This window comes from Mesorhizobium sp. M7A.F.Ca.MR.362.00.0.0 (assembly GCF_004023175.1).
Classification (GTDB): domain Bacteria; phylum Pseudomonadota; class Alphaproteobacteria; order Rhizobiales; family Rhizobiaceae; genus Mesorhizobium.
Window position 1 is genome coordinate 13264 of sequence record NZ_RZTF01000020.1, and the last position, 3636, is coordinate 16899.

Annotated in this window: 6 protein-coding genes; all 6 read left to right on the forward strand. The window is 63.7% G+C overall.

The window, feature by feature from the left end; genetic code table 11:
- Window positions 1-606, forward strand: a 606-nt coding sequence (locus EOC06_RS05065) for an amino acid ABC transporter permease (RefSeq protein ID WP_245469340.1), incomplete at its 5' end; no start/stop codon positions are given.
- 1 nt (window position 607) lies between these two features.
- Window positions 608-1156, forward strand: a complete 549-nt coding sequence (locus EOC06_RS05070; protein ID WP_245469341.1) for an amino acid ABC transporter permease — start codon at window positions 608-610, stop codon at window positions 1154-1156.
- Complete coding sequence (locus tag EOC06_RS41730) at window positions 1119-1265, forward strand: hypothetical protein (RefSeq protein ID WP_245469342.1); 147 nt, start codon at window positions 1119-1121, stop codon at window positions 1263-1265. The genes EOC06_RS05070 and EOC06_RS41730 overlap by 38 nt, the downstream gene beginning before the upstream one ends.
- A 2-nt stretch (window positions 1266-1267) precedes the next feature.
- Window positions 1268-2062 (forward strand): amino acid ABC transporter ATP-binding protein, encoded by a 795-nt coding sequence (locus tag EOC06_RS05075; RefSeq protein WP_128307238.1) that lies wholly within the window; start codon window positions 1268-1270, stop codon window positions 2060-2062.
- 38 nt (window positions 2063-2100) lie between these two features.
- Window positions 2101-2562 (forward strand): RidA family protein, encoded by a 462-nt coding sequence (locus EOC06_RS05080; RefSeq protein ID WP_127382404.1) that lies wholly within the window; start codon window positions 2101-2103, stop codon window positions 2560-2562.
- A 25-nt stretch (window positions 2563-2587) separates the two neighbouring features.
- Window positions 2588-3636: aminotransferase class V-fold PLP-dependent enzyme (locus EOC06_RS05085; protein ID WP_245469345.1), on the forward strand; the 1049-nt coding region annotated here is incomplete at its 3' end.

Sequence of the window (3636 nt, forward strand, 5' to 3'; positions counted from 1 at the left end):
CTGCTGCTCAGTCTCGAACTCGCCGTCATATCGATCGCCATCGGCACCGTCATCGGCCTGGTTCTGGCGGTCTGGTACGTGTCTGCCGGACGCATCGTGCGCACCATCATCGCCGCCTACGTCGAATTCATCCGCAACGTGCCGCTGATCCTGCTCGTCTACCTCGTCTTCTACGGCTTGCCTACAGTGGTCGATATCGCCTACAGCGCGCCGACCTCGTTCGTCGTCACGCTGTCGCTCTATAGCGGCGCCTATCTGGTCGAGGTGTTTCGCTCCGGGCTCGAAGCCGTTCCGCGCGGACAGCTGGACGCCGGCAAGGCAATCGGCCTGACGCCCTGGCAAAGGCTGCTCAACGTGCGCCTGCCGACCATGCTGCGCATCACCTTGCCGGCATTGTCCAACACCTTCATATCGCTGTTCAAGGACACCTCCGTCGCGTCGGTCATTTCGGTGCCCGAGCTGACCTATGGCGCCCAGTGGATCAACTTCAACACCTTCCGCATCGTCGAGGTCTATCTCGTGGTCACGGCGATGTATCTGGTGACCGGCTACATCTTGCTTTTTGCGCTTCGGCTTGTCGAGCGCCGGTTCAGGGCGGCGCGCTGATATGCTGACCCAGATCGCCTATGCCTTACCTTTCCTCGCCCAGGGCTTTGCGCTGACACTGTGGGTATCCCTGCTGGTCGTGGTATTTTCGCTGATTGCCGGCGTGATCATGGGCGTCGGTCTCGTCTATGGCCCGGTGCCGTTGCAATGGGCCGTGCGCATCTTCAGCGACACCATCCGCGGCATCCCGATCCTGGTGCTCATCTTCTTTGTCTATTACGGACTGCCGGCCATCGGGCTTCATCTGCCGTCGTTCTGGGCCGCCGTGCTGGCGCTGACCCTGTTCAAGACAGCCCAGGTCGTAGAATATTTCAGAGGCGCTGTCGGCTCCATTCCGAAAGGGCAGTCCGAGGCGGCGATGGCGATCGGGCTGACCTTTCGACAGCGGCTCGCCTACGTCATCTTCCATCTTCCCACAGGCGTTCAGGCGCTTCCTGCCGCCCTGGATCAACGGCGTCACCGATGCGGTCAAGGGCAGCGCGCTGGTATCGCTGCTCGGCATCACCGACCTGATGCAGGCCATCAACCAGGTCATCGGCCGCACCTATGAGGCCATGCCGCTCTATATTCTCGGCGCGCTCATCTACTTCGCGGTCAACTATGCCCTTTCGCTCGCCAGCCGGCGGCTCGAGCGGCGTTTCTCCTTCATCCGGGAATAGCAATGTCCACAAGTCCGAAAAACACCCCGGCCCTTCTCGACGTCCAGGACGTTTCCAAAGCCTTTGGGACCGTCAAGGTCCTGCGTTCGGTCAGCCTGCAGGTGGCGAAGGGGGAGGTGGTGACGGTCATCGGCCCCTCCGGCAGCGGCAAAACCACGCTGCTGCGTTGCGTCAACTTTCTCGAAAGCTATGACAGTGGTTCGATCCGCATCGACGGCAAGGAGGTCGGCTTTCGCGAAGCCGGAACCCGCCAGCGTCGCAGCGAACGCGATCTCGCCGCGATGCGCGCCGAGACCGGCATGGTGTTCCAGAGCTTCAACCTCTTTCCGCACTTGACAGCCGCCGGCAACATCATGCTTGGCCTCACCAAGGTGCGCGGCAAGAGCAACGCCGAAGCGCGCACCATCGCCGAACACTGGCTCGGCCGGGTCGGCCTCGCCCACAAGGCCGACAGCCTGCCCGCCGAACTGTCCGGCGGCCAGCAGCAGCGCGTCGGCATTGCCCGCGCCGTGGCCATGGGGCCGAAGATCCTGCTTCTCGACGAGATAACCTCCGCGCTCGACCCGGAACTGGTCGGCGAGGTGCTCGAGGTCGTGCGCAGCCTGGCCGAGGACGGCATGACGATGGTCATGGTCACGCACGAAATGGCCTTTGCCCGAGATGCCTCGAGCCGCATCATCTTCATGGCCGATGGCGGCGTCAGCGCGGCGGGCCCACCCGCCGAAATCCTGGCGGCGGACACCGACAATGAGCGCCTGCGCACCTTCCTGGCACGCTTCCGCGCCTCGCATTTCTAGAACGGGACAGCGAACGCTGTCGCAAGGAGCCTTCTTTCATGACGCCTTATATCCGGCTCGCCGCGTTGGGCCTGACGCTGCCCGAGCCGCCGACACCGATCGCCAACTTCGTCACCCATGCCGAAAGCGGCCGGCTGATCTTCCTGTCCGGCCAAGGTCCGCTGCGCACCGACGGCACGCTGTTTACCGGCAAGGTGGGGGAGGATGTCACCGTCGAGCAGGCTTATGGCCATGCCCGCCTCACCGGCCTCAATCTGCTTGCCGTCATGCACGCAGCCACTGGCGACCTTGGCCGGATCGTGCGCGTCGTCAAGCTGCTCGGCTTCGTCAACGCCATACCGACCTTCAGCGACCACCCGAAAGTGGTCAATGGCTGTTCCGACCTGTTTGCCGATGTGTTCGACAATATCGGCGGCCATGCCCGCTCGGCGATCGGCGTCGGCTCCTTGCCTGGAAACATCACCGTTGAAATCGAGGCGGTTGTCGAGATCGCCGCCTGACCTTTAGAAGAATGGAATCCGAGAGATGAAAACCACTTCCACCGACGGCTCCAACACCACCATCCGCGAACGGCTCGGCCTTCGCCCGATCATCAATGTCTCCGGCACGATGACCGCGCTCGGCGCGTCGATCATCGTCCCCGAAGCGATCAGCGCCATGGCGGAAATGGCCTCGCAATGGGTGGAAATGGATGACCTGCAACGTGCCGCAAGCACGATCGTCGCGCGCCTGACCGGCGGCGAGGCCGGTTTCATCACTGCCTGCTGCGCCAGCGGCATCACCATGGCGATCGCCGGTGCGATGACGGGGACCAATCTGCTCGCCATCGAGCGGCTGCCTGATAACACGGAAGGCCTCAAGTCGGAGGTCATCGTCCAGCTCGGGCACATCGTCAACTATGGTGCGCCGATCGACCAGTCGGTCCGGCTGGCGGGCGCCAGGGTCGTGCCGGCCGGCACGGTCAGCGTGACGCAGGACTATCATGTGCGCGACGCGATCAACGACCGCACGGCGGCGGGCCTCTACGTCGTTGCGCACCACACCGTGCAGTATGGCATGCTGTCCCTGGAGGAATTCTGCGAGATCTGCCACGCCAGGGGCGTCCCTGTGATCGTGGATGCGGCTTCAGAGTATGATCTGCGCGGCTTCCTCGCGCGCGGCGCCGACATTGTCATCTACAGCGGACACAAATTCCTGAGTGGGCCGACCAGCGGCATCGTCACCGGGCGCAAGGATCTGGTTCGCACCGCCTATCTCCAGAACCGCGGCGTCGCCCGCGCCATGAAGGTCGGCAAGGAGAGCATCGCCGGCACCATGGCCGCACTGGAAGCCTGGGAAAAGCGCGACCATGCCGGCATCCGCCGCCGCGAAGACGCCGCGCTCAACCTGTGGAAGGAGACGTTGCAGGGCCTGCCGGGCATTGTCGCGCAGATCATTCCCGATCCGACCGCCAACCCTCTCGATCGGCTTCAGATATTTGTACTGCCCGAAAGCCGGTTCACGGCGGCCGGCCTCACCTCGGCATTGGCGACGGGCTCGCCGCCGATCATCGTGCGCAACCATGAGGTGGAGCG

What these genes read in the sequence shown, in the direction of transcription:
- EOC06_RS05075 (WP_128307238.1), top strand. Translation starts at nt 1,268, where the DNA reads ATGTCCACAAGTCCGAAAAACACCCCGGCCCTTCTCGACGTCCAGGAC.
- EOC06_RS05080 (WP_127382404.1), top strand. Translation starts at nt 2,101, where the DNA reads ATGACGCCTTATATCCGGCTCGCCGCGTTGGGCCTGACGCTGCCCGAG.
- EOC06_RS41730 (WP_245469342.1), top strand. Translation starts at nt 1,119, where the DNA reads ATGCAGGCCATCAACCAGGTCATCGGCCGCACCTATGAGGCCATGCCG.
- EOC06_RS05070 (WP_245469341.1), top strand. Translation starts at nt 608, where the DNA reads ATGCTGACCCAGATCGCCTATGCCTTACCTTTCCTCGCCCAGGGCTTT.